This window comes from Yersinia entomophaga, assembly GCF_001656035.1.
GTDB classification, from domain to species: Bacteria; Pseudomonadota; Gammaproteobacteria; order Enterobacterales; family Enterobacteriaceae; genus Yersinia; species Yersinia entomophaga.
The window spans coordinates 2,080,495-2,105,196 of the sequence record NZ_CP010029.1; the positions used below are offsets into that span (position 1 = coordinate 2,080,495).

Below are 24,702 nucleotides of genomic sequence, written 5' to 3' on the forward strand. Positions count from 1 at the left end.
TTCATTATCACAGTGCACGCAAGAACAATGGGAAATAAACCACGGCAGCCTATAGTAAAAGCTCCTCCCTTCTTATTACTCAGACTGAACAAATGGATCTTGGATTTACGCTATTCGAATTAGCAGCCATATTTGCCACCATGGTTGTCGCCTACATTATCTTTGGCCTGACCGGGTTCGGCTCCGCACTTATTGCTAGCCCGGTTTTAGCACTTTTTATCCCAGTCGCAAAAATTGTCCCTCTATTGGCAATAGTAGATATGTTCGCTGCCGTTACTAACGTCGCCAGACACAGTAGGAATGCCGATCTTGGTGAGCTTAAGCGACTGATACCCATGATGATTATCGGCAGCTTAATTGGCGCTACAATTTTACTCAAAACCCGTCCGGACATTCTTTTATTAGCCTTAGGGATATTTGTCATTCTTTACGCGCTCTATTCTTTGAGTCGACGTAAACCTCTGGGGAAATTCAAAACGGCGGCAGCCGTGCCTTTTGGCTTAGTCGGCGGCGTGTTTAGTGCGCTATTTGGCAGCGGCGGGTTTATCTATGCCATTTATTTATCTGGTCGAATAGAAAGCAAAGATAACCTGCGCATCACCCAAACAACATTGATAGGTTTGAGCACCTTCACCCGCGTTATTTTATTTACGCTGGCCGGTGTTTATATGGATTTATCGATCTTATTGATGGTGTTGCTGTTAGCCCCAGGTATGCTGGCAGGCTTAACCCTCGCTAATAGGATCAGTTTAGGTATCAACCGCGAGCAGCTAATAAAACTAATAAATATCCTGTTACTGTTATCTGGTCTGGTTCTGTTAGGTCGCTATTTCAGCCAATAATATGCATCTCCAGATACCACCGGCTAACCCGGTGGTATCAGAAAAAAATCAGTCTGCGATGACGTACCCCAAAATACGTCGCCACTCAACGTCACCCTTTTCGATATATACGCCCTGTAATTCCGGTGAGAATCCCGGTAATAGGTTAATTCCCTCTTCCAGTGCGAGGAAATAGCGCTGAGCGGCACCACCCCATACTTCACCGGGAACGACGCAAAGTACGCCCGGAGGATAAGGCAAAGCGCCTTCTGCGGCGATTCGCCCTTCAGCTTCCGCTATCGGAATTAGCTCAATATTATCTCGGATAAACTGAATATTGGCATCCTGCGAATTCATGACTACCTGCGGCAAGCTGGCTTTGCGGAACATCTCTTTTTGCAGCTGTTTTACGTCATGACTCACGTATAAATTGTGCATTTCCTGACATAAACGGCGCAGAGTATATCCGCGATAACGCTGCTCATTCTTCCGATATACCGTCGGCAATACGTCACACAGCAATGAATCTTGCCCAACGTGTCGCTCAAACTGCGCCAACATTTCTACCAGATGAGCCATTTTAGCGCTATTTTCAGCCGGCGTGAGCAAGAACAAAATTGAATTAAGATCGCACTTCTCTGGCACAATGCCATTTTCCCGCAGGAAGTGAGCCAAAATAGTCGCGGGAATACCAAACTCGCTATATTGGCCGCTGGCCACATCAATACCAGGCGTCGTCAGTAATAATTTGCAGGGATCGACCAGATATTGATCGTCGGTATAACCATCAAAGCCGTGCCATTTCTCTCTAGGTACAAAATCAAAGAAACGGGCATCATTCGCAATTGTCTCAGTGGCATAGTCCTGCCAGTTCTTGCCATTTATCTGTAGCGGGATAAAGGGTTTTAGCAATGAGCAACGTTCCAATATTAATTTTCGCGCCTCGATACCCAATCTGACACAATCCATCCACATATTGCGACCACTGGCACCAGAATGAATTTTGGCATTAACATCCAACGCGGCAAACAGCGGATAAAATGGGCTGGTAGAAGCATGCAGCATAAAAGCGTTATTAAACCGTTTATGATTACAGTGTCGTTTCTGCCCTTTAATGTGATTATCTTTTTTGTGCACCTGTGAGGTTTGGGAGAAACCAGCCTGCTGTTTATGGACTGACTGGGTCACAATAATCCCTGGGTCATCTTCATTTAATTCCAGCAACAGCGGAGAGCAATCTTTCAGCATCGGAATAAACTGCTCATATCCTACCCACGCCGAATCAAACAAAATGTAATCACACAGATGACCAATGCTGTCCACAACCTGACGAGCGTTATAGATCGTACCGTCGTAGGTTCCTAATTGAATGATTGCTAATCGAAATGGCCGAGCTTCATCGGCACGCTCAGGAGCGACTTCCCGCAACTGCTGACGTAAATAACGTTCATTGAAGCAATGTGCATCAATTCCGCCAATAAAACCAAAAGGATTACGAGCGGTTTCTAAATATATTGGCGTGGCTCCGGCCTGAATCAACGCACCGTGATGGTTTGATTTATGATTATTACGATCGAACAGCACCAAATCTCCGCGAGTTAATAGTGCATTAGCCACCACTTTATTAGCTGCAGATGTTCCGTTTAGCACAAAATAGGTTTTGTTAGCGTTAAACACTTTTGCCGCGTGCTTCTGCGCATCTTTGGCCGCGCCTTCATGGATCAACAAATCGCCCAATTTGACATCAGCATTGCACATATCAGAGCGGAAAAGCGTTTCACCGTAAAATTCGTAAAATTGCCGACCGGCCGGATGTTTACGGAAAAACTCCCCCCCCTGATGACCGGGGCAGGCAAAAGTCGAGTTTTTCATTTCGACGTATTTTTTCAGCGTTGAGAAAAACGGCGGTAACAGGTTTTTTTCATATTCAGCAGCAGAGGCTTCAAGTTGAGCGAGATAAAAAGCTTTATTATTTTCGCCCAAAGCCATTACACCTTTAATCAGTGGCAGGTAATCAACGGACACTTGTTGATCGCCTTGCGCAGCAATAAAAGTGGGTATCCCGAAGCCCTGATTATGCAATTCCGCCAGAATACCGCTATTGACGTCTTCCAGAGAAACCAGAATCACCGCGACGTCGGTAAAGTCAGTTTCATAAAGACATACTACCTCGCGTGGGGTAGCCAGATAGGAAACCAAATTTGCGCTTGCTGCTATTTTCAACTGTGTCATGTTACCGAGTCTCAAACTGTCAGGGATGAGTCGTGCCACCCAGGCACAAAGATGAAATCTTATGAGATAAATACACCTAATAATATTCCGTAAGTTGCTATTGAATTAGCTGAATGACTGATGAACCGATGTGGAGAAAAACACGAGCGGAGCATGATCTATCTCATTTCAGCTGTAACCAATAGACATCAGTAAAATCAGAGAATGAACTCTAGTTTTAATCATGCCTAACAGTGAGCAGAGGTAGCCTTACCGCATAGGAGAAACAGCAGAGGAATCATAGAAGGGCAAGAAATAGTGATAGGAATAAATCATTGGCTGACGGGGGAGATTTTGCGTCAAAAAAAAAGATACAACACTTGTCATGGACGCCCCTCTTTAGCCTGATTTAGCGTAATAGGATATGAGTTTCGCGCAATAATTGCATTTTTATTAGTGTGACTCAAGTGGTAAATATTCACTAATTGTGAATATTTAATCCATTGTTATGCAATCAACTAGAAATTAAGGGGTTATGGTTCGCAGGCGCTAAACCACACTGTCACTGATTCCCTCCTCCTCATCGGGCTGTATTTCACCTTACCTGACCGAAAAGGCAGCAAACGATCGACTTTATGACAGAAACTCATTGACGATTTAGTGCCAATACGGTTTAATGCGCCCCGTTGCCCGGATAGCTCAGTCGGTAGAGCAGGGGATTGAAAATCCCCGTGTCCTTGGTTCGATTCCGAGTCCGGGCACCATATTTAGAGAAACCAGCCTACGGCTGGTTTTTTGCTTTCTGGCATCTGGACTCTTCATCGAACACGTTCGATTATTCGAGCCAAAGGCTCTCACCCCTTCGGGGCCGTCGCAAGCGACGTTCAAAGCCGCCTAGCGGCGTTGTCCGAGTCCGGGCACCATATTTAGAGAAACCAGCCTACGGCTGGTTTTTTGCTTTCTGGCATCTGGACTCTTCATCGAACACGTTCGATTATTCGAGCCAAAGGCTCTCACCCCTGCGGGGCCGTCGCAAGCGACGTTCAAAGCCGCTGAAACGAAATGTCTCGCAAACTCAGATGTCGTGCAAAACCTTTATTACATCTGGGTATCGTTTCACTGCTTATTCTCTTAACCACTTCCCCACGGCATAGTCTAATAAAAAGAATCGCAGATAAACCATCGCCGATGCTGTCTGACTCCAAAATGAACTGCACTCGATAAAAAGACTATCGGGCTAATGAACATATTGAGGGAGAGTAGCGGAATGACTCAAATAGGAAAAATTTATGCTGGCAGGTTAAATTTATTCGTTACTTAGATATTGATAATAACTCTCTTTCAAGATCTTTTACGTCAATAAAAAATTAATATAACTAATACAGGATGCTTATCATTTATTTCTCAATCAAATTTATAACCCAATGAAAAACAGTACTAATTACATTATAAAAGCAGAGATTGAATGTATAAAAAACATAAGCCTATACTTCACAATAAATACAATAAGGGTGACATGCGTTTATTATCATACAAAATAAAAAAGCACCAGCAATACAACAAATTGTCAGAAAAACCTCAGCCATAAAAATCTGTAGGAATTTTCCCACATAAATTGGTTCGCTTATCCTATGTCCAGCCAGATATATTTTCTATATCATTCTCTCATCAAGTAATAGACGCAGATAAATAATGACTGCCAAATTACTTTTAATAAAAGGCACGTGGAAACCTGACGAGTATAACCGAATAACATTCGCGAACATAGTCACTAGCCCACTTCACATATATAAAGTTAAACACTCATTCCTATCTAAATACGAATGAATGCTAACCGCACATTTAATTATTGTATTGGAGTTTTAAATGAATAAGATTACTTTGGCTATCGCGTTATTCTCTGCATCCACAACCGTAGCAATGGCGGCGAGCAATAATACAATTACATTCCAAGGGGAAGTCACAGCGCAAACCTGTTCAGTGACAGTCAACGGGCTTGACGCAAACCCAATGGTTTTGCTGCCAACGGTATCAAGTACAGATTTAGATGCTTCTGGTAAAACAGCAGGTAAGACAACCTTTACTCTGGGTGTTGCCGGCTGTGCTCCAGGGGTTGATGATATTGACATCAAAACTGTGTTTGTAGGTAGCCAGGTTACTACCGCCGGTAACCTAAAAAATACAGGCACCGCAACCAACGTTGAACTTCAATTACTGAAAGACTCAACCACAACAACCGGTATCGATCTGAATAGCGGTGTAGCACAAGATGGTATCGTGTTAAAAGCGGGTGATACATCAGCAGAACATGATTTTGCCGTTCAATACTATGCAACAGGGAAAACCACCCCAGGTTCAGTCATTGCCTCTGTCCAATATGCGGTTTCTTACCTGTAAAAAAATAAGCGTGACCGTATAGGATATACTTTAATTAACTGGTGCGGCAGGTACGCTGCAAGTAAGTAAAATCACCCGAGGAACTTAGTAATAAGTTGCTCGGGTGAATGTATGCAGCATATCTCTGACCACACTCGGCAACCAGGGATATAGTTATTTCGCCCGCATTTAGAGGATATCCTCATGGCAATTAATATACTTGGTTACCGTTACCTGTTTATCACTCTTTTACTTTTCATAGGCATGTCTTTCGCTCAGGCTAGTGTAGTCATGAACGGTAGCCGGATTATTTATTCCGCAGGGGAAAAAGAGCACAGCGTACAATTAACCAATAATGATAGCTTTCCTAATGCCATTCAGGTTTGGCTAGACAGCGGCGATGCCCAGTCAACACCAGACACAGGCAAGGCTCCTTTTATCGTTACCCCACCGTTCTTTCGCATTGAAGCTAATGCAGGACAAACATTGCGCTTGAAATATACCGGCAGTGGTCTGCCGACGGACAGAGAGTCAGTGTTCTACCTGAATTTTTTACAGGTGCCCCCCGTCAATAAAGCAGAAAAAAATAACAAAATGTTAGTGCTGATGCGTAATCGCATTAAAGTATTTTATCGGCCAGAAAATATTGCAGGCCGCGTAGATCAGGTACCCAGCGCACTCACTTTTAGCCTTCACCAACGAGGCAAGGATGTCGTTGTCACAGGAAAGAACCCCACTGGTTTCTATGCCACTATTGCCAGCGCGGAAGTCGTTGGAAGTGGTAAAAAACTTAATATGAAATCAGAAATGATTGCGCCTATGTCTCAAGCTGAGTGGGTTATTCCGAATTCATCGGCCCCCTCAAATGCTACCGTAAAGTTCCTACTCGTGAATGATTTCGGTGGGCAAGATACCGGCAGTTATAAAATTCAGTAGCATCTTTCCGGCGAAGGAATATTTATGGGGTTTGTACGTGTCAGTCTAAAAAAGAAGTTCTCCGGCCGTAAAAAAGCATTAACTTTGTGTATTACTTTAATCTTATATGTTGATGCGCCTTTAGCTCAGGAAGAACCGCAAGACCTCGAATTTGATGAATCTCTTTTTCTAGGAACAAAATTCGCCTCAGGTTTGAATCAACTGAATAAAGAGAATGCCGTAACCGCCGGAAATTACGATGCCGTAGATGTTCTGATTAATAACAGGCTATTTAAACGTACCACTGTTAAATTTATTAAAAATGCTGATTCGTCAGAGGCCTACCCTTGCCTGAATGATGAATTCTTAACAGCCGCTGGCGTTGAACTCACGGCTAAAGGCGATTCCCTATCCCGACAACCCAACACACCTGAAATAGAGTCACGCCCTTCAGATTCTGCGATTCCGCTGATAGAACAATGTGTTCCACTGGCCGAGCGGGTCAAAGGCGCGTCTTTTCACTTTGATCAGGCAAAACTGCGATTAGAGCTATCAATTCCACAAGCCTTATTAAAAAAACGGCCTCGGGGATATATAGAGCGGAGCGAATGGGAAGAAGGTGAAAATCTCTTATTCGTTAATTACAGCTCCAACTTTTATCGCAGTGAGACAAAATCCCAACAGCAAAATAGCACCTCTGATTATGCTTTTATGGGATTAAAAAGCGGGCTTAATTTAGGATTATGGCAAATACGCCAGCAATCCAACCTGCGCTATTCCAATAACAGCAACGGTAGCGATAGCCAATGGAATAATATTCGTACTTATTTACAACGCCCTATTCCCCAATTAGATAGCCAATTAACGCTGGGCGAAACTTTCACCGACAGTACGTTATTTGGCACCCTGTCATTTCGTGGAGCAAAAATAGCCACCGATCAACGTATGTGGCCGGAATCAATGCGCGGCTTTGCTCCAGAAGTCCGTGGAGTTGCCAGTACCAATGCGCGAGTCATTATTCGCCAGAATGGCCGTGAAATTTATGAAACCAACGTCGCCCCCGGCCCGTTTGTTATTAATGACTTATATAGCACCACCAGCCAGGGTGATCTCAACGTTGAGATCATAGAAGCGAACGGTAGCCGTTCAACATTTACTGTGCCATTCAGCGCCGTACCTGATTCAATGCGCCCTGGCGTGAGCCGTTATAGCGCCGTTGCCGGGGCATCACGCGACTTTACCAACATTGATAACTATTTCACTGATTTTACCTATGAACGCGGCCTGACCAATCAGCTAACGGGTAACTCCGGTTTACGATTAGCGAAAGACTACACCGCGCTGCTGGCCGGAGGAGTCATTGGCACTTCAGTCGGCGCTTTCGGCCTCAATACCACTTTCTCTCACGCTAAGGTCGAAAATGACCAAACCCAGAATGGCTGGCGTATGCAGGCAACGTATAGCCAAACATTCAGCGAAACCGGAACGACCTTTTCGTTGGCGGGATATCGCTATTCAACCAAAGGTTATCGCGATTTAAACGATGTATTTGGCGTTCGTTCCGTGCAAAAGAACGGCGGAATATGGGATTCATCAACCTATAAACAACGCAGCCAATTTACCACCACAATCAATCAGAATCTGGGGAGTTTCGGCCAGCTTTATGCCTCTGCCTCAACCAGCGATTATTATAATGATACGCAGAGGGATACACAGTTACAGCTGGGTTATTCAAATAACTATAGGGATATCAGTTATAACCTGGCGATTAGCCGGCAGCGTAGCGTTTATACCTCGACGCTGTATGGTTGGGAAACCGAAGATAGTAATAATACGACGACGACACGCTATGGTAATACCGAAAACATCGCGACATTAACGCTGTCAATTCCGCTAAATATCGGCAGCAAAAGCCAATATCTGTCGATGTCTGCCAACCGTAATCCGAAAAGCGGCAATAGCTACCAGACATCGTTATCAGGCACTGCCGGTGAGCGGAATTCCTTTAACTATTCGGTTAATGCTGGCTATGACGATAATAAAATCGGCAATAACTCAAATAGTTGGGGAGCCAATGTGCAACAACAATTCCCTAATGCGACCGTCAACGGTAGTTATTCGCGCGGCAATAATTACACCCAATATGGTGCCGGTGCGCGCGGTGCCGCAGTTATTCACGGCAAAGGCGTAACATTTGGGCCTTATTTGGGTGAAACATTCGGTTTAATTGAAGCGGATGGCGCCCAAGGGGCAAGCGTTCGCAACGCACAGGGGGCCCGGATCGATAATAACGGCTTCGCTCTGGTGCCAGCCTTAACGCCTTATAATTACAATACGATAGGTTTAGATACCAAAGGCATTAATCGTAATACCGAACTGAAAGAAAATCAGGGTCGCGTGGTTCCTTACGCCGGTGCTGCAGTGAAAGTTAAATTCGAGACACTGACCGGCTATGCGATGTTAATTCAGACTCAAACCGCCGACGGTGAAGGGTTACCGCTGGGTGCCGACGTGTATAACAGTCAAGATGACATTGTCGGTATGGTGGGTCAGGGAAACCAGATCTATGTCCGTGTGAAAGACAAAAAAGGTTCGCTGCATGTCCGCTGGGGCGAAAACAGCGGTGATCAATGTGAGCTACCTTATACTTTCAATGATCAGGATACCGAGCAAGATATTATTCATATAACAGGCAGTTGCCACCGTTAACAATTATGAGAAAAATAATGTTAAGACCAACAAAGCAGTTAATACCTTGCGAAGTCTCACGGCCAACGTCCACTGCCTGTTATCGCCGCCCGCGTATTCTGGCTGGTTTAATAATACTGATCGGGCTAAGCAGTGGTTCTGCCTGGTCAGCCTGCTCTAAAATTACCGCGCAAAGTCAGCTAGGTACCGGTGATGGAACGGCGGGTTCCTGGGCGGGTTCTCTGGATAACAATAATGGCTCGCTGGGTTTACCAGGCATTATCGACCTCAGTACCAATGCAAATTTCCAGCCGGATGGCACATTATTAGCAGCGGCGACATCAAACTTTACCACTTTTGCCCTGAATACTGGCTATGATCCCGAACGAGTGCTGTTCCGCTGTGATGCAGCCGACGTAGATCAGATCTTCGAAATGTATGCCACAAACGGTGATAATAATTATGCGGGTAAAAATGAGGACGGCACCATTGCTGGCAACGTTCCCTCTGGCTTCGCCACCTATGTACGTAACGTTGTTATCCGTATTACTAATTTATCAACTGGTGAGTATTACTCTAGATTATGGAAAGGCCGTCGCCTGACCGATCTTGATAAGGACAGCACCGGCCGTATTCTGGTTAAAGCGAAGAACTTCAGCAATATCTATACCGAACTGTTTCGCATTGATTATGCCCGAAGTGGTACCAATAACGCGGCTTCTTATACCTATGCCTACACTCAGCCCAACGCCTATATTGCCTTTAAAGGGCCGGGTATCAATGGGCCGATTGAAGGCACTGATGCGGTATCAAACTGGCCCGGCTGGTATGCAACCTGGCCTGCGTCAATCGGCCTGTACAATTATGTTACCTTCCGCCGGACGACGATTTGCGCCGTGACCAATTTTACACCAACGGTGATATTACCCAGAATTTCTGTAGCAGAGCTGAATAGCGGCAACACCAGTTCGGCGGAATTTCACGTGGATTTTCAATGCCAAACTGGCATCACATCTGGAGTGACTTCTGGCGCAGTTGCGATGGGCTTTTTGGTTCCCGCAGCAAACGCAGCAAAAGCTCAATCATTGGGATTAATGAATGGCAGTGGCGGTATCAGCCATTTGATATCAGATAATTATGGTGCATCCGGAACGGCCAGCGGTGTCGGTATCCGTATTTATCGCAACAATAACCCAATTAATCTGCTATCAAAAAACGTGACATTAACCGGTAATAGCGGTGGCTGGTATGGCATCTTCGACGGCGCGCAGCAAACCACCGGCAGTGTAACCGGCGGAAATAGCTACACTGAAAACTTTCGGGCTGAGTTAGGCAAGATCAGCGGGCAAACTGTTACGCCAGGAGCGGTGAATGCACATGCGCAAGTGGTTATCCGTGTTCAATAATATGCCATTCAAACGCCTGACTAGCGGCATCACCCGCTTACTTTTGCTACTAATAGTGGCTCATAGCACACCCGCCGTGGCCAGCGTGATAGCGGAAAGAACGCGCGTGATCTTTAGTGAAGGCCATACCGAAGAGTCACTGCAATTGGTTAACAGCAATAGCTATCCAGTGGCGGTGCAGGTCTGGGTAGATGATGGCGATTTAATGGCAACGCCGGAGAAAGCAATTTCTCCTGTATTAGTGCTTCCGCCGCTGTTTCGTCTACAACCTCAGGCGCAGCGCAGCCTGCGACTCATTTTATCCGGCGTCAGTAAGTTGCCGACAGATAGAGAGTCCGCATTTTGGCTCAATGTCTACGAAATTCCGCCAAAGACCGTCACTCAAGTCGATAACGAGTCTTTCGTGACATTGGCACTACGTATGCAATACAAAGTATTTTATCGCCCTAAGAATATAGCTGCGCCGGGAGACACGCTGAGTAAAGCATTAACCTTCACGTTAGAGCGCAACGGCGATACCGCAGTGGTCAAAGTTGATAATCCGACGCCTTATTATGCATCGGTCGCCTCCCTGACATTAGGCTCAGCGGAAAGTCTGCCGGATATGGTTTCCCCGTATTCAACGCTCAACTTTCCTCTCAACCGCTCTCCGGCAGCTGGCAGCACTAGCCTTACTTTTGCTTTGATTGATGATTCAGGAAACAGTAAGGGTTTTAGCGCCAATCTAAAATAAAGCGTGTTTCTGTAGCAAGCGCGCGGTCGGATGCTTTCCCTCCGCGATTTGCATCACTCCCCTCGCCGTAATGCCACACGGACTCATTCCGTAAAAACCCTGTAGATCAGAGCGACCTAATTGTTCTATTTATAGAACGTAATGAGCTATTTTCGCGTCTACTCCGCTTGTTGTTGTGAATATATAGTAATTAAGTGAAACAGCTTTGCTGAAACCTAACCGATTCGGTCGCACCTAAGTACAACAAAGGAGAATACGATGTCTATCCCAGCTAATTTCAATGGTCAACGCCCAGTTATTGATGTCAACGATTCCGTGATGCTGCTGATTGATCACCAAAGCGGCCTCTTCCAAACCGTGGCCGATATGCCAATGCCGGAGCTACGCGCTCGGGCTGCTGCGCTGGCAAAAATGGCGACCCTGTGCAACATGCCGGTAATCACCACGGCTTCCGTTCCACAAGGTCCGAATGGCCCGTTGATTCCAGAAATTCATGCAAATGCTCCGCACGCCCAATACGTTGCACGTAAAGGAGAAATCAACGCCTGGGACAACGAGGATTTCGTTAAAGCGGTAAAAGCAACCGGACGCAAAACCCTGATTATCGCAGGCACTATTACCAGCGTTTGTATGGCTTTCCCGTCCATTAGCGCCGTCGCCGAGGGATATAAAGTGTTCGCGGTCATCGATGCATCAGGCACTTACAGCAAGATGGCGCAGGAAATTACGCTTGCCCGCATCGTTCAGGCAGGGGTAGTACCAATGGATACCGCCGCCGTGGCCGCAGAACTTCAGAGCACCTGGAATCGCGCGGACGCCGAAGCATGGGCGGAGGTTTACACTCAGATATTCCCAGCCTATCAATTGCTGATTGAAAGCTATAGCAAAGCTCAGGAAGTATTGAAAAGTAACGAAAAACTGGATTCTCAGCGTTAATCCGCAGGTAATCCATAGTTAGACAAGCCTCGGTTGAACCTGTTTCGTACCAACGGACAACCGAGGCTTGAATCGAATAGACCAGTGCCCTATCGCCCTTCTTTTATCGTTCCGAATCGTTCAGCCAGAAAATCAATCAAGGCGCGAATAGATGGAAGCAGCCCTCGCCGAGAAGGGAATACCGCATGAATAATTTCCCGACATGTCGCCCAGTCAGGTAGCAGACGAACCAAACGGCCATGTTCAAGCTGAGATCGCACCATCATCGCCGGAAGCTGAACCACACCAACTCCGGCAATTGCCGCCTTGCATAAGGTTTCCATATCGGTAGAGACAAATTTAGGCACATGGTGCTGGGTGGTTTGCATCCCATCGGCTCCCATCAGCGTCCAACAATGTTTTTCCATAGAAGACCCGTAACCAAGCGTTGGCCACGACGCCAAATCAACCGGCGTCAACGGCATACCATATTTTTCCAGTAAAATCGGGCTAGCGACAAGGTACTGAGCGGCATAGCCCAACCCTCGCATAACTAAATCAGCCCCATCCACAGGCAAAGGCTTTACCCTGATGGCCAGATCTACACCTTCAGTCAGAATATCTACGGGGCGATTCATACCTAAGAGCTGAATACTGACATCGGGGTATTGTAAGGAGAAATCTACCAACATATCTCCCACATAGGCATGCAATATAGTTATCGGGCAAGCCAGTCGGACGGTTCCGCAAGGCACGGACTGTGCTGATTCGATAATGGCCTGCGCGGCTTCAGCCTCAACTAGCATAGATCGACACTGGGTGTAGTAAGCCTGCCCCAATTCAGTGACGGTAAAAATACGGGTTGAACGTAGGATAAGCCGCACTCCCAAACGTTCCTCCAGCATACCAATGCGCCTGCTAAGTTTTGATTTGGGCATATCCAGCGCGCGAGCAGCCTGAGAAAATCCACCGTGCTCCACTACCTGGACGTAGTAATACAGGTCATTAAGATCTTGACGCATAGAAAATTTGTTTAAAATACAGTGTATTAGAGAAAAAATAACGTATAGCACACATACTGATATTTGATTTACCGATACTGCTAAAGAATGCTGCACACCTGTTTTTCTACACTCCGACTTCCTATACCTCTATTCCTTATTTATTAAGAAAAGAATATAGGTGGAGCACAGCATTCTACTTAGATCATCAGGAAGATTGGGATTCCGATTTATCCTCTACTTCACCCGTATGCTTGCCTTCATCGGTTCCTTTCCAACCATGACGCTGAATGAGGGAAAGATGAGCGCGTTCTTCGGCAAGGCTTTCCGTCAGCATTTCGCTGGTTCGCTTATATGCCGCAGCGCGAGACTGGGTATCGCTCTCCCCTTCCGCCATTTCCTGTACCATCTGGAGATTAAATCTGCGGAACAGATCGGCGCGCTCCCGCGCTTCATAGCGGCCCAGACCGAGTTTCTCCAACGCCAGACGCCCGATTTTCAACGCCCCTTCAAAGGTTTCACGCTCCGGTTGAGCAACGCCCGCGTGTTTAAGCTGAATGTAATGCTCGACATCCCGCGCTCTAGCAATGATTTGCAGGTTTGGGAAATGCTCTTTCGCCATTTCCGTAAGCTGCATACTGGTTGCCGGATCGTCTATGGCATTGATTAACACTTCCGCCTTGACTGCCCCTGCGGATTCCAGCAAATCCATACGTGTCGCATCACCATAAAACACTTTCATTCCGAATTTCCGCAGGGTTTCGATATGCTCAGGATCGTGATCGAGTACCACTACCTTCACGCCGCTGGAAAGCAGCAAGCGGCCTGCTATCTGCCCGAAACGACCAAATCCGGCAATAATGACTCGCGTCTGTTCTTCATCAATTTCATCGGCTTCGCGCTCCGGTCCGTGGTCGGATTTCTCCATTCGCGCCAACAACACTAGTAAAATCGGCGTCATCGCCATTGAAAGCGCCACGGCCAAAGTCAAGGATTTCACCCAGTCTGGCTCTAACACATTCGCCATTTGCGCCGCGCCAAAAACAACAAAGGCGAATTCACTCCCCTGTCCCAAAAATACGGCAAACCAATAGCGCTGCTTGCGAGGAACATTAAGCGGACGCGCAATTAACCACAGGACTGTCGTTTTGATGATCAGGAAGCCCGCCAGCAAAACGATAATACGCAGCGGATTATCGATCAGCGTGCCAAAGTCGATCGACATCCCGACACCGATAAAAAATAACCCCAATAACAAACCCTTAAAGGGTTCAATATCACTCTCAAGCGCGTGTCGGTACTCAGAGCTCGCCAGCAACACCCCGGCGAGAAAAGCCCCCATCGCCATAGATAATCCGACTTCTTCCAGTAATAGACCAAAGCCAAATACCAGAAATAGCGCTACGGCACTGAAAACCTCGCGTAAACCAGAGCGAGCAACAAAACGCAGAGCCGGACGGGTGACATAACGCCCCAACAAAATGACCAACGTAAGCGTTCCGGCAACTTTCAGAGCTGAAAACGCAAAAGCAGCCAGAGTGGTGGATGATTCGCTGGCAGCTAAAAGTGGAATCATCGCAACCAGAGGAATCGCCGCTATATCCTGAAATAACAATACGGAAAAAGCGCTGCGCCCCATCTGCGAAGCCATTAAATTTCGTTCATTCATCGCCTGTATAGCAATTGCCGTTGAGGAGAGCGCCAATGTTAGCCCAATTAAACAGGCAATTTGCCAGCGCAGACCCAGCAACATACAGAACAACCCGATAAGTGCGCCGCAGGCCACCATCTGTAATGCTCCACCGCCAAAGACGGAGACGCGCAAATTCCACAGTCGCTGCGGATCGAGCTCAAGACCAATAATAAACAGCATCAATACCACGCCGATTTCGGCAAAATGGAGAATACTGTCAACATCGGTAACCAGCCGTAATCCCCACGGCCCAATAATACATCCGGCGATCAGATAGCCTAATACCGAACCTAATCCCAAACGCACCGCAATTGGTACGATCAACGCCGCTGCACCAAGATAAATCAGTGCCTGTATGAGCATATGGCTATCCATAAAACGCCTCCTTCCATTCCATCAGACGGTGTTTGTAATGACGAGCCTGGGCCTGAAGCGTTTCATCATCACAAATAAAAGTATTGTGCATGGAAAAAGGCGGTAACCATTTCAGACCGCAATAAAGTGCCGTGGCCTGAAACGGCTGAGCAAGCACCTCAAAGCCGGGATGACTCCCCATGCCAAAATGATTTTCGCCACCGCCGGTGGTGACCGCCCACATCAGATTTTTTCCACGTAACGCCGTACCACCGTGACCATAAGCCCAACCATGAGCCAAAACTTTGTCCATCCACAGCTTAAGCAGCGGCGGCATGCTGTACCACTGCATCGGATGCTGCCAGATAACGAGATCGGCACGAGACAACGCTGCCTGCTCAGCGGCGACATCAATATTGAAATCGGGATAAAGTTGGTAAAGAGAGCGAATTTCTACACCTTCGAGAGTCTCCGCCTGCTCTATCATGCGTTTGTTCGCATGAGAATGCTGCGGATAAGGATGAGCATATATAATTAGAATCATGTCTTTTCCAAAAAGTATTAACGCACTTAATTATTACTATTAAGATAACCTGTTTTACCAAAACGCTTTATTCGATATTAATATCTATTTATATCAATCAATTACATTATTGAGTTTACCCTTTATCAACAATGGCATAACTGCGAGACGCTTAGATTAAAAGCGCTCACATAATCAATTATAGGTATGCCTCACCCTGATTCTCTTCTTCCTGGCAATTGAATCTCTGCGATATGGCATTCTTTAGCGATATATCCTTAGTCTGTTGCACTTTTCCGGCGTTTTCTCAGGAGGCCAAAACTCCTTTCGTTTAGCGAGGCTAATCAGTTAATCTCCGCTCAACAGACCCAGTGCATTAATATGAAGCAGGAATGTTAATCACCCTATTTATTAACAGATAAATTAAAACAATACTAAACAGTAAAGCTAATTCTTACTCATAACAATCACAATAAAATTGAAAAAATGAGAAAAATCCGAGAAAAACAAATAGGGATGTCCAACGAAAATGCAAAGCTGGATTGGGTAACCAACTAATTTAATGATGAAAATCAATTTTGAAAAAAAGAAAAATATAATACCCAAGACTACAATAACAAAAGATCAAAAAGTACTACCAGTCACACGTTTTGTTACTTCGTTCAAAAAATAAAACTCAAGTATAATTTAGCGTGTTAATTAATCACCTCATGAATTATCATTCTTATCTAATAAATGACTCACTCATATGGAGAATGATAATGAAGGTCTTGTTTATCGATGGAGCACAAAAGTCATTGCATTATGATAATAAGAAGATCGTGCTGACAGAAAAGGAATTTTTGATGCTACAGTTCCTGCTCAATCGCAGGAAAAATAATAGTATTCCTATAAACGAAATCGTCACTCACGTTTGGAAAGGTAGAGAGAGCATTATCGGTAAAGGTAACGTTTCGCAGCTGGCTTATCGTTTAAGGAGTAAATTATCAACCATAGGTGATGTCATTCAGATATCCATCTCAATGAACAACGGCGGAAATTGCAAAGTCCAGCGGAACATCATAACAATTATTGCAAGCAATAATGGGATCATGTGTTTTCTGGTCAAGTTCTTACTGAACATTAAGGAAAATAATTCATTATAATCAGGATTAACCTCAATATAAGTAGATCTGAAACTCTGACAGTATAACCAACAGGTATATAACCAAAGATAATCCAGCGTCTCAAACTGGATAAACTAAAAGAATCGTAAATAACTTGAATAGAACAGAAGCAATAATTTATTATTTATAAATAATCAAACCATTGAGTATCGAACGACAATGAGAAATAGCATTTAACTTATCCAAACGAATCGGGCAAAACGGAAATTAATTACCACACCTCTCTGTTGACTTAATTCTCATTTAGTTCATACGAGAGATGAAATTAACTACCATAGTTGCGAGTTAAAATGATTGATTACACTGATTTTCATGATTACACAGAGCGGATAGGTATTATCAGTTAGCCATTAACAGTGGCAAATAAATGGAGATAACCGCATGTCACTAAAGTCCCCGGCAGAAACACAGATTATTACATGGATAATTATCGGCATTTTTTCTGCTTGGGGAGGTTTAGTACGATACCTGATGGACAGACAAGGCACTCGCAGTAAATGGAGTTGGATGGGTGTGCTCAGCCAAATAACGATATCAAGCTTCACCGGTTTATTAGGTGGATTATTAAGTTTTGAGAGCGGCGCCAGCCATTACATGACATTCCTATTTTCTGGATTATTCGGCACAATGGGCAGCACAGCGTTGAGCTACTTATGGCACCGTTTATCTAATTCGTCAGGGAAGTAACATGGCTTATTTTATACAAAACCATGCCAACAGACAGAACTAACCAATAGTTAGTCCCCAATGGGTCCAAGTTGTTCACTCAGTATTTTAACTTTCACAAAGAGCTACTCATGACATTTTTACTCCCAACTATCTACAGCACCGGAATATTATTGTTCGCCTTGCTTCTTATCGTACTTTTGGTTCGTCATCAGCAGCGAACGTCTAACCAAGCTCAACGGGATAATCAACGGCTAAAAGCGCAGAATGACTTATTGAATGCCCGGTTATTACAGCTGAAAAGACAGGCTGAAGATTTAGCCTCGGCTATAACCAAACAAGCGCAGCATACAAAACAGCTGGAGAAGAAAAATGCATTGTTACGGGAACAACCGCATGTCATCCAGGCCGAAAAGGCCTAAGCTGCTCGAATTACCCCAACACAGCTATCCGACAAAATGCACTCCCACAGAGTCCAAATAACTCTCCGATAAAACTTATCCCACATAATCTTTGAGAGTTAGTCCACCCGTATGAGATTGAACGCAGCAAGATTATCCAGACTAAAATAGGCCTAATATTTACCCCCCCTATACTCCCCATTAATGAATAAGAAAACCTTTCAGAAATACGCCTCTCTCACTAACTTTATTCAACGTCACTGACCGCTTCTCTCCCGTCCTCAAGTTTTCCCTACCACAGCCTGAAAAGAGGCGCAAAAGAATGCAATAAATTTAGCGCATCAGATCAAGCCATTATTATTTAATCAATTAAATACGTTATAACTTATAATTTAATAAAAAAACAAAATAAGTTTTGCATTAAAATATAAATATCGCTGTCATCACTCAAAAAATCAAACACGAATAGCTTAGTTAAGATAAAAATAGAGCATTAACGATATCATCAATTATAACCCGATATTGATTTCTTAATCAGTGATTTATTGAATAGTCTTTTCGTACCAACAAATTGGTTGGTATAAAAAAGGATAAAGATATGAACAAGGTAACCATCACGATTAATACAGAATCAAATACAGTTGAAGTGGAAAAACCAACTGAAATTTATAAAGCTCAAGCAGCGGCTTTAATCTCCGCCCCCCTCAGAGCAAGAGTCGCAGCCGAAGTAGCGCCAAACTCCAGCACCGAGGTCTTCTATCAAAGCACTCCCATTATTCCAGAAAGCCGCCGAAACATAATGATCACTAATGATGGCGCGGCAAACCTCATTACTGCCGAGTATTATTGGTCGCACAGTTTCACTAGCCAATGGTTCCTTTATACGTCCATTGAGGTGAGTGTCGGTGAATCTAAGTTACTGCAGTCACCATCGAACTCTCTATATTACAGCAAAGTGGTATTGGTAAATAAAACCAGCCGAAAAGCGTACGTAACAGCAGAGGAGAAATAAAAGTAGCGATTAATTAACGGATTGTAAATCTTCTATCAGAGGAAAATAGAAACAGCCTGAAAAATCTTATCTTCATGCCAGTGAAGAGCCAGGACTTTACATAAAATTCTGAATTTCGGCTCAAGCCGGATTGAGACTTTTTATGGCCAAAAAAAAGTTTTAAATATTCAATCTGATTTGAATAAATCATGAAAATAAAAGGTAAGTTAAATGAATAAAATTACAGAGTATGACAATATCGCCAGTCTGACTCCTTACCCTGTCTATGCTAGCTCGGCTTACGAGTTTGACTGGAATTCTTCCGCTATCCTTAAGCAAGCGATAATTAAAGGTATATCCTTTATTCCTTACGTTGGAGATTATCTGTCCTCAATTATCGATTTCTTCTGGAAAGATCAAGAACGCGATATTTGGCAGGAAATGATGGGACAGCTGCACCAGCTTATTGAGGAAAGTGTCCTTAAAGCGATTCAGGGTATCTTATTAGGCGATATCGCCGAACTTAAAGGCAAGATTGCATCCGTAGTTTCCGCGCTACAGGATCATCCCGGTACGCCAGAAGCCAAAAGCTTATATATGAGTGTCTCCGTAAATTTAGACAGCGTACAGCGCAAGTTCACTACCTTTGATCACAAAACCAATTACCATATTCTTTCCATGTATTCGACGACTGCTCTGATGCAAATCATGTACTGGACTATGGGTATTGAGCGTAAAGATGAAATTGGATTAAACAACAATGAGGTTGGGCAACTTCAGCGGAACATTGATCAACTGGTAAAGCATGTCGAAGATTATACACAGGGTATTTACGATACAGAGCTAGATATTCAGTACAACGAATCTTCACCCAATACAGTGGCAAATAATGTCATGTACGCCCACGGTTATTGCCGGGTACATGGTATGGAATATACAGAGATCATTCAAAACGTTCAAAAAAATGGCAGTAACACGAAAGGTCTGTATTTAAAAACGTTGTGTTATTTCACCTTCTTTGGCTGGCCAACCAGCCAGGCTCGGATTTTAGCGTTAAAAGATGAAATTAATATGCCTGAGCCATTCAAACCCAGTCTGGTTAATGGTCGCATCAACCAGATTAAATCGATTAAAGGCTATATCCAGCGTATTGGCGGAGCTTTGCGAGTAGGCGGGTTCGAAATTATCTTTGCAAACGGCAACAGATACCAACAGGGTACGGTTACCGGTGAATCCCGCTCAATAGAACTTAATGGAAGCCTGATTAATACGCTCGAAACCTGGGGAAATGGAGCTATCGATGAGGTTAAATTTACCTTAAGCGATGGCCGAACCTTGAGTGTCGGTCAGCGCTATTCAACTAACTATCGGAAATTCGCTCTCGAGGGTCACTATATTTCTGGCATTTTTGTTTCCAGCGATCGAAAAGAGCTGGCCGGTCAGGCCGCGAATATTTGTGTTTCTTACCACCAAAAACAATAGCTTTATTAATATAGAGATTATTTTCAATTCTATTTAAAACTAAAAACAAACAGGAAATAAAAAATGAATAAGATGCCTATGGCTTTATTGTTATCTATTTTTTGCATTTCATCTTATGCAGCTAATGATGTGAGTTCAATTTCAGAGACTAGTGTTCCACCTGAAAAGAACATGCAAAAATCACTCAATAAGAGTGAAACCTATACCTATATAAAGTGTGCTTACCGGAAAAACAAAGATAAATCGTTTGACGCTACGTCATCCTGGGAATGGGGCCGCGCAGGCAATTCAGCCAATGATTATGCCACCGTTAATGGCCATTGGTATTCCAGCGCTATTTTAGCCAATATGTTTTATACGAAATCAACTCATCAGGAAATCAAAGACGTTTGTATTAATACATTAAATAAGAAAAATATTAGTTTTACCGACCTTATCCCTTATGCGTCAGATTACACGTTGTCTTACTACTATTCGTTCTGGAATGAAGGAGACAAAATACCGACAATTGATATTGGTAAAACTAAACTGGACCGAATGGTTGTCTTTGGTGACAGTCTATCAGATACGATCAATGTCTATAATGGTTCCTACGGAACTGTGCCTAACAGTAATACCTGGTATTTAGGGCACTTCTCAAATGGATTGGTTTGGCATGAGTATCTGAGCCAAAAACACATTAAAGTGCCTAGCTACACTTGGGCAACAGGTAACGCGGAGAGCGGTAGCGGCCTTATCTTCTCCGGCTTTGGGCAGCAGCTGGACTCTTTTGAGTCCTATATAAAAAAATCTGATGGGTATTCTATCGGTAAAACTCTTTTTCTGGCTTTATTTGGTGGCAATGATTTCATTACGGGCAGCAAGTCACCTGATGACATCATTAATAACTATAAAAATGATTTAGTCCGACTAAAGAATCTAGGCGCGAAGCAGATTGCGGTATTTAGTCTACCCAACTTTTCTACTGTTCCTGCTGTTAAAGGTTGGAGTCAATCTGATAAAGACAAGTTAAAAAATAAATCTATCGAGTTTAACACTAAGCTAATCTCATTAATCAATTCACTGAAATCGACATATCCTGATGTTAAATGGATTATGCCAAATCTAAATACGGCGTTTGAGGATATCATCAAAAACCCTGAGAAATTTGGCTATGTTAACTCCAAAGACACCTGTTTGAATTTGCGAGATTCAAGTCTCGATTATATTACCGGTGCGTCACCACGAGACGAATGTAAGAATAGTAATGGCGCTTTTGTTTTCTGGGATAATATGCATCCAACCACGAAAACACACGAAAATATCAGTGACATTTTGGCGAATGAAATCAAATTGGCACTGTAATACCTTACGTTGTATCCGATAATCGTCATGCAAAGTGCGCGTATATCTACGGCTGTGGATATACGCTTTTTACGGCCATTAGTTCTCACCGCCGTTCTTTATCAACGTTACGGTTTCTCACTGCTATTTTTTTCTCTACTATTTTTCTCTGCTACTTTTTAACCGTCATTTGTTTTTATTAGTCTTGTTAACAATTCGTTCTCTCAGAGCAAAGACGCAGCCTAATCCGCCTTGTATTTTACTCAATCAGCAATCTATTAGATGAAAAGCGGGGCGTCATTTCACAATGCACATCGGTCGGCCAGAAATCGGTTCGCGATGAATTTGCGCGTCAATCTGAAAAGTTTCCGCCAAGAGCTCCGGCGTCATCACCTCCTCCGGCGTACCCTGAACAATAACTTTGCCCTGCCTCATCATCACCAAATTGTCGCAATAACGGCTAGCCTGATTCAGGTCGTGCAATACTGCGACCAGAGTTTTTCCCTGTTGATTTTGCCGACGGAGCAACGCCATTAGTTCAACCTGATGATTAATATCGAGATAAGTTGTTGGTTCATCGAGCAATAACAGCGGCGTCTGCTGCGCCAATACCATCGCCAGAAATGCTCGCTGACGCTGCCCTCCGGAAAGCTCGCTGACCAATTTATCTGCCAGATCCGCGATCTGAGTATCGCGCATCGCCTGCTCAACTTTGCGTTTGTCATCGGCGCTTAACCGCCCCCACAGATTTAACCACGGGCTGCGGCCATAGCCGACCAGTTCGCATACCCGAATACCTTCTGGTGAAACGTGCTGTTGCGGTAACAATGCGAGTTGACGAGCCAGTTCGCGGCTAGATAATGCGGAAATAGGATAGTTATCAAGCCATATGCTGCCAGATGATGGCGTCAGCAAACGCGAAAAACACTTCAACAAAGTTGATTTCCCACATCCATTCGGGCCAAGCAATGCGGTAATTTTGCCCGCTGGCAGAGTCAGCGATAAGTCGCTAAGAATGGTATTTTTACCGTAGCCAGCGCGCAGGTTCTCAATTGAGAGTTGCATCAGCGGTTTCTCATCAAAAGCCAGAAAAAATAAGGAGCGCCAATCACCGCGGTTAATACGCCGGCTGGCAGTTCAAGGGGAGGATGTAGCGTTCTGGCCAGTAGATCGGCCCATAGGAGGATAAGCGCCCCCACCAACATTGCCGCGGGAATCAGCAGCAAATGACGCCCACCGACTAGTTTTCGGGTCAAATGAGGGGCGACCAACCCGATAAATCCAATCGGGCCGCATACAGCCACGCTGATAGCCGCCAGCGCTACTGCCAATATTAATACCAGCGATTGTACGCGCCGTACCGAAATGCCCAGCGTTGACGCACTATTCTCTCCCAGCGCCATCACGTCCAGATCGCGACAAAACCACAGGCTAAGCGGCAACAGGATGACCAGCCAGGGAGCAATAACCAGAACAAATGACCAGCCTCTCCCCCACAAACTGCCGGTCAGCCATAACAGCGCGTTATTGATTTCCAGCGGATGTGACAGCATCAGATAATCGGTCAGACTGGCGTAAAAAGCGGTCAGAGCCACGCCAGTTAGCGCCAGTTTTAACGCGGCGGATTGACCCGCGCAGACGCGAAGTAGCATAAACGCCAATACGCCGCCCATGAAAGCAATCGGCGGCAACCACAGTACCGATAGAGCGGGAAATAGCATCAAGGCGCTAACCGACGCCAGCCCTGCGGCATGATTCACCCCTAAAATATCCGGTGACGCCAATGGATTGCGAATCACCCCCTGAACTAATACACCGGACAATGCCAGCGCCGCGCCAACCATCATTGCCAGCAGCGCACGAGGCAAACGGTATTCGACGAGCGGAAAATAGTTGTCGTCTGCCGGAAGAAAAGCCATGCGCATCTGGCTGAAACTCAAAGTGTGGGTGCCATAACGCAGTGACAGCAACAATGTCAGCAATACCAACGCCGGCAGCAGTATCAACGTGATGAATGGGCGCTTCATGTTCGGCTCCTGACCAACCAGATAAAGACCGGCGCACCAATCAAAGCCAACACTGCACCGGCGGGGATTTCGCCCGGCCACGCCAGCACTCGCGCCAGTAAATCCGCCAGTAACATCAGCGTAGCCCCCATGATCATGCTGACAGGCAGCATACGGCGTAGGTCATAACCGATCCAACCTCGCGCCATATGGGGTATCAACAAGCCAATAAAGGCCAGCGGCCCAGCTACGCTCACGCAGGCGCCCACCAGCAGCAATACCATCAGATTAATTAATAATCGCAAACGAGGAAGGTTCACTCCAAGTGAGTGAGCGCTTTCATCGCTGACCTGCAATACATTCAAGCGGCTAGCAAGCAGCAACGCCAGTGGAGCCACGATCAGCGTGAAGGGGAATAAATGCCAAAACTCCGGCCAGCGCGCATGAGCAACGCCACCGGCTAGCCAGTTGAGTATGCTGTAGGCCTGATCTTCAGACAAAATCAGCGTTGCTTTGGCCAGAGCAGCACATAGTGCCGATACCGCAACGCCCGCCAGAACCAGCCGGCTACGGTCACCTGCCTGCTGCCAGCCGCCGCCAAGTAGCATAACAACGCCCCAGCTGATACCTCCACCTAAGGCGGCAGCCAAAGCAATGCTAAAGCCAGAAAACAGCTGCGGGCTAAGAGCGCTAACCACTACCATCGCCAGCGAGGCTCCGGCATTAATCCCCAATAATGAGGGGGAAGCCAGCGGGTTGCGGGTCAGCGTTTGCAGCAGACTACCCGCCAGAGCCAGACTGGCACCCAACAGCATGGCGACCAGACTGCGCGGCAAGCGGAGATTCAGCACCAAAGCCTGCGCCAAGGTTGCCGGCGCACCCGGAAACAAAGCGCGCAGCGCCTCTAACGGCGCAATCGGCACGGCCGAGCGGCAAAACAACGTGAGCCAGAAACCAAGCGCTAATACCAACAGTGGCAATGCCCAGCGCCACCCGATAAAAAGGCGTTTTATTAGCATAATAACATTGCG

The 24,702-nt window shown here is 45.4% G+C and carries 20 protein-coding genes and 1 tRNA gene; 14 read left to right on the forward strand and 7 right to left on the reverse strand.

What is annotated here, in order from left to right; translation table 11 throughout:
* The first annotated feature begins 92 nt into the window (after nt 1-92).
* Complete coding sequence (locus PL78_RS09550) at nt 93-842, forward strand: sulfite exporter TauE/SafE family protein (RefSeq protein ID WP_064515055.1); 750 nt, start codon at nt 93-95, stop codon at nt 840-842.
* Nucleotides 843-890: 48 nt separating this feature from the next.
* Here the strand turns inward: PL78_RS09550 and speF are convergent, their stop codons facing one another.
* A complete protein-coding gene (gene speF, locus PL78_RS09555) occupies nt 891-3,053 on the reverse strand; it encodes an ornithine decarboxylase SpeF (protein ID WP_064515057.1) in 2,163 nt (720 codons plus the stop codon).
* Nucleotides 3,054-3,720: 667 nt separating this feature from the next.
* On the opposite strand from speF, the gene PL78_RS09560 reads away from it, so the two are divergent.
* The 7 genes from PL78_RS09560 (at nt 3,721) to PL78_RS09590 (ending at nt 12,086) form a co-directional block, all read left to right on the forward strand.
* Nucleotides 3,721-3,796: transfer RNA gene (locus tag PL78_RS09560), tRNA-Phe, on the forward strand.
* Between the two features lie 1,102 nt (nt 3,797-4,898).
* Nucleotides 4,899-5,429, forward strand: coding sequence for a fimbrial protein (locus PL78_RS09565; RefSeq protein WP_064515059.1), 531 nt, complete (start codon nt 4,899-4,901; stop codon nt 5,427-5,429).
* Nucleotides 5,430-5,612: 183 nt separating this feature from the next.
* Nucleotides 5,613-6,344 (forward strand): fimbrial biogenesis chaperone, encoded by a 732-nt coding sequence (locus PL78_RS09570; RefSeq protein WP_064515061.1) that lies wholly within the window; start codon nt 5,613-5,615, stop codon nt 6,342-6,344.
* Between the two features lie 24 nt (nt 6,345-6,368).
* Nucleotides 6,369-9,032 (forward strand): fimbria/pilus outer membrane usher protein, encoded by a 2,664-nt coding sequence (locus PL78_RS09575; RefSeq protein WP_064515063.1) that lies wholly within the window; start codon nt 6,369-6,371, stop codon nt 9,030-9,032.
* Nucleotides 9,033-9,049: 17 nt separating this feature from the next.
* Nucleotides 9,050-10,417 carry a fimbrial usher protein StbD gene (gene stbD / locus PL78_RS09580; protein WP_128821920.1) on the forward strand — a complete coding sequence of 456 codons (1,368 nt, stop codon included), beginning with the start codon at nt 9,050-9,052 and terminating at the stop codon, nt 10,415-10,417.
* Nucleotides 10,383-11,150 (forward strand): fimbrial biogenesis chaperone, encoded by a 768-nt coding sequence (locus tag PL78_RS09585; RefSeq protein WP_064515065.1) that lies wholly within the window; start codon nt 10,383-10,385, stop codon nt 11,148-11,150. The genes stbD and PL78_RS09585 overlap by 35 nt, the downstream gene beginning before the upstream one ends.
* 258 nt (nt 11,151-11,408) lie before the next feature.
* Complete coding sequence (locus tag PL78_RS09590; protein ID WP_064515067.1) at nt 11,409-12,086, forward strand: isochorismatase family protein; 678 nt, start codon at nt 11,409-11,411, stop codon at nt 12,084-12,086.
* Between the two features lie 89 nt (nt 12,087-12,175).
* Here PL78_RS09590 and PL78_RS09595 read toward each other — a convergent pair whose 3' ends face one another.
* From PL78_RS09595 to kefF, 3 genes are all read right to left on the reverse strand, one after another.
* Entirely contained in the window at nt 12,176-13,087 is a 912-nt protein-coding gene (locus PL78_RS09595; RefSeq protein WP_064515069.1) for a LysR family transcriptional regulator, read from the reverse strand.
* Between the two features lie 187 nt (nt 13,088-13,274).
* Nucleotides 13,275-15,134 (reverse strand): glutathione-regulated potassium-efflux system protein KefC, encoded by a 1,860-nt coding sequence (gene kefC, locus PL78_RS09600; protein WP_064515070.1) that lies wholly within the window; start codon nt 15,132-15,134, stop codon nt 13,275-13,277.
* Nucleotides 15,127-15,657 (reverse strand): glutathione-regulated potassium-efflux system oxidoreductase KefF, encoded by a 531-nt coding sequence (gene kefF / locus PL78_RS09605; protein ID WP_064515071.1) that lies wholly within the window; start codon nt 15,655-15,657, stop codon nt 15,127-15,129. The genes kefC and kefF overlap by 8 nt, the downstream gene beginning before the upstream one ends.
* A gap of 740 nt (nt 15,658-16,397) precedes the next feature.
* Here kefF and PL78_RS09610 point away from each other — a divergent pair.
* From PL78_RS09610 to PL78_RS09630, 6 genes are all read left to right on the forward strand, one after another.
* Nucleotides 16,398-16,781, forward strand: a complete 384-nt coding sequence (locus PL78_RS09610; RefSeq protein ID WP_064515072.1) for a helix-turn-helix domain-containing protein — start codon at nt 16,398-16,400, stop codon at nt 16,779-16,781.
* A gap of 402 nt (nt 16,782-17,183) precedes the next feature.
* Complete coding sequence (locus PL78_RS19605) at nt 17,184-17,489, forward strand: phage holin family protein (protein ID WP_071925577.1); 306 nt, start codon at nt 17,184-17,186, stop codon at nt 17,487-17,489.
* 110 nt (nt 17,490-17,599) lie between these two features.
* Complete coding sequence (locus PL78_RS09615) at nt 17,600-17,890, forward strand: hypothetical protein (protein ID WP_064515074.1); 291 nt, start codon at nt 17,600-17,602, stop codon at nt 17,888-17,890.
* Between the two features lie 577 nt (nt 17,891-18,467).
* Nucleotides 18,468-18,881 (forward strand): hypothetical protein, encoded by a 414-nt coding sequence (locus tag PL78_RS09620; RefSeq protein WP_064515076.1) that lies wholly within the window; start codon nt 18,468-18,470, stop codon nt 18,879-18,881.
* Nucleotides 18,882-19,091: 210 nt separating this feature from the next.
* Nucleotides 19,092-20,342 (forward strand): insecticidal delta-endotoxin Cry8Ea1 family protein, encoded by a 1,251-nt coding sequence (locus PL78_RS09625; protein WP_064515078.1) that lies wholly within the window; start codon nt 19,092-19,094, stop codon nt 20,340-20,342.
* 63 nt (nt 20,343-20,405) lie between these two features.
* A complete protein-coding gene (locus PL78_RS09630) occupies nt 20,406-21,686 on the forward strand; it encodes an SGNH/GDSL hydrolase family protein (RefSeq protein ID WP_064515080.1) in 1,281 nt (426 codons plus the stop codon).
* 276 nt (nt 21,687-21,962) lie between these two features.
* On the opposite strand, the gene fecE is transcribed toward PL78_RS09630, so the two are convergent.
* From fecE to fecC, 3 genes are read right to left on the reverse strand one after another with little or no spacing between them, the layout of a single operon-like run.
* A complete protein-coding gene (fecE, locus tag PL78_RS09635) occupies nt 21,963-22,730 on the reverse strand; it encodes a Fe(3+) dicitrate ABC transporter ATP-binding protein FecE (RefSeq protein WP_064515082.1) in 768 nt (255 codons plus the stop codon).
* Nucleotides 22,730-23,692: a Fe(3+) dicitrate ABC transporter permease subunit FecD gene (fecD, locus tag PL78_RS09640; RefSeq protein WP_064515084.1), complete on the reverse strand. Its 963-nt coding sequence runs from the start codon at nt 23,690-23,692 to the stop codon at nt 22,730-22,732. Before fecD ends, fecE begins: the two co-directional genes overlap by 1 nt.
* Nucleotides 23,689-24,690, reverse strand: coding sequence for an iron-dicitrate ABC transporter permease FecC (gene fecC, locus PL78_RS09645; protein ID WP_064515086.1), 1,002 nt, complete (start codon nt 24,688-24,690; stop codon nt 23,689-23,691). The genes fecD and fecC overlap by 4 nt, the downstream gene beginning before the upstream one ends.
* Between the last annotated feature and the right edge of the window lie 12 nt (nt 24,691-24,702).

What these genes read in the sequence shown, in the direction of transcription:
- PL78_RS09550 (WP_064515055.1), top strand. Translation starts at nt 93, where the DNA reads ATGGATCTTGGATTTACGCTATTCGAATTAGCAGCCATATTTGCCACC.
- speF (WP_064515057.1), bottom strand. Translation starts at nt 3,053, where the DNA reads ATGACACAGTTGAAAATAGCAGCAAGCGCAAATTTGGTTTCCTATCTG.
- PL78_RS09565 (WP_064515059.1), top strand. Translation starts at nt 4,899, where the DNA reads ATGAATAAGATTACTTTGGCTATCGCGTTATTCTCTGCATCCACAACC.
- PL78_RS09570 (WP_064515061.1), top strand. Translation starts at nt 5,613, where the DNA reads ATGGCAATTAATATACTTGGTTACCGTTACCTGTTTATCACTCTTTTA.
- PL78_RS09575 (WP_064515063.1), top strand. Translation starts at nt 6,369, where the DNA reads ATGGGGTTTGTACGTGTCAGTCTAAAAAAGAAGTTCTCCGGCCGTAAA.
- stbD (WP_128821920.1), top strand. Translation starts at nt 9,050, where the DNA reads ATGTTAAGACCAACAAAGCAGTTAATACCTTGCGAAGTCTCACGGCCA.
- PL78_RS09585 (WP_064515065.1), top strand. Translation starts at nt 10,383, where the DNA reads ATGCACATGCGCAAGTGGTTATCCGTGTTCAATAATATGCCATTCAAA.
- PL78_RS09590 (WP_064515067.1), top strand. Translation starts at nt 11,409, where the DNA reads ATGTCTATCCCAGCTAATTTCAATGGTCAACGCCCAGTTATTGATGTC.
- PL78_RS09595 (WP_064515069.1), bottom strand. Translation starts at nt 13,087, where the DNA reads ATGCGTCAAGATCTTAATGACCTGTATTACTACGTCCAGGTAGTGGAG.
- kefC (WP_064515070.1), bottom strand. Translation starts at nt 15,134, where the DNA reads ATGGATAGCCATATGCTCATACAGGCACTGATTTATCTTGGTGCAGCG.
- kefF (WP_064515071.1), bottom strand. Translation starts at nt 15,657, where the DNA reads ATGATTCTAATTATATATGCTCATCCTTATCCGCAGCATTCTCATGCG.
- PL78_RS09610 (WP_064515072.1), top strand. Translation starts at nt 16,398, where the DNA reads ATGAAGGTCTTGTTTATCGATGGAGCACAAAAGTCATTGCATTATGAT.
- PL78_RS19605 (WP_071925577.1), top strand. Translation starts at nt 17,184, where the DNA reads ATGTCACTAAAGTCCCCGGCAGAAACACAGATTATTACATGGATAATT.
- PL78_RS09615 (WP_064515074.1), top strand. Translation starts at nt 17,600, where the DNA reads ATGACATTTTTACTCCCAACTATCTACAGCACCGGAATATTATTGTTC.
- PL78_RS09620 (WP_064515076.1), top strand. Translation starts at nt 18,468, where the DNA reads ATGAACAAGGTAACCATCACGATTAATACAGAATCAAATACAGTTGAA.
- PL78_RS09625 (WP_064515078.1), top strand. Translation starts at nt 19,092, where the DNA reads ATGAATAAAATTACAGAGTATGACAATATCGCCAGTCTGACTCCTTAC.
- PL78_RS09630 (WP_064515080.1), top strand. Translation starts at nt 20,406, where the DNA reads ATGAATAAGATGCCTATGGCTTTATTGTTATCTATTTTTTGCATTTCA.
- fecE (WP_064515082.1), bottom strand. Translation starts at nt 22,730, where the DNA reads ATGCAACTCTCAATTGAGAACCTGCGCGCTGGCTACGGTAAAAATACC.
- fecD (WP_064515084.1), bottom strand. Translation starts at nt 23,692, where the DNA reads ATGAAGCGCCCATTCATCACGTTGATACTGCTGCCGGCGTTGGTATTG.
- fecC (WP_064515086.1), bottom strand. Translation starts at nt 24,690, where the DNA reads ATGCTAATAAAACGCCTTTTTATCGGGTGGCGCTGGGCATTGCCACTG.